This window comes from Vibrio sp. 2033 (assembly GCF_033339735.1).
The window spans coordinates 1-754 of sequence record NZ_JAWOVC010000286.1; the positions used below are offsets into that span (position 1 = coordinate 1).

1 protein-coding gene and 1 pseudogene are annotated in these 754 nt (G+C 48.7%); both read right to left on the reverse strand.

Translation table 11 applies throughout. The features are described 5' to 3' along the window. Positions 1-359: pseudogene (locus R7P74_RS26120) on the reverse strand (MSHA biogenesis protein MshE); the annotation flags it as partial. Next, the coding region (locus R7P74_RS26125) for a tetratricopeptide repeat protein (protein WP_443293414.1) at positions 356-754 on the reverse strand (399 nt) is incomplete at its 5' end. The gene R7P74_RS26125 and the pseudogene R7P74_RS26120, both read right to left, overlap by 4 nt.

The following is a 754-nucleotide window of genomic DNA, read 5'->3' on the forward strand; positions in this document are numbered from 1 at the left end:
AAGTTCATTAAAGACTCTTGGGTAAACAGATCCGCCGGATCACTCATCGCAACACGTAGAGTGTCACCATTACGAGCCACCACCATTGCACGTAAACGACGAGCATGCACTTCTGGCAGTATTTGCACCGCATCCGCATCCACTGGAGCACGTCCAAGATCGATCAACGGTAATCCTAGTTGCTGAGACAAAAACTCCAGCATTTGCTTTTCGGTAATAAACCCGAGGTCAATCAGGGCATCACCTAATTTTTGTCCGGTACTGCGCTGAGCGGATAGAGCTTGCTGGATTTGATCTTCCGATACGATGCCTTCTTCAACAAGTAGGTCACCTAAGCGTTTTCTCAACTGAATTTTCATTGTGCGCTCTCCAGTTGCTTTAAGATGGTTAATCGATCGCGAATGAAAGCTTGCGACTGATTCGAGATCCCTACTTTACCTAACGCTTCGTTGTAAGAGTTAATCGCAGCAGTAAAAGTGAGCGCTCGCTCTTGCTGAATCGCCAAACCAAGCCACCAGCGGGCATTGTCTGGCTCGCGTTGAGTCAGTAGCTGGTAGCTTTCTAATGCGATGTCGTTTTGCTTTTGTTTCTGCGCAAGGGCTGCGCGCATTGCCAAGTAATCTCGACTCGGCATTGGAGGCAAGTGAACCAGTGGGCTCAGTGCCGCAGAAGGCTGATTGGCTTTAACCAATAGCTTCGACAACGCGAGTCTTAGCGGTTGGTTATCCTTATCAAGGTTGATGCCTTCTTGCAG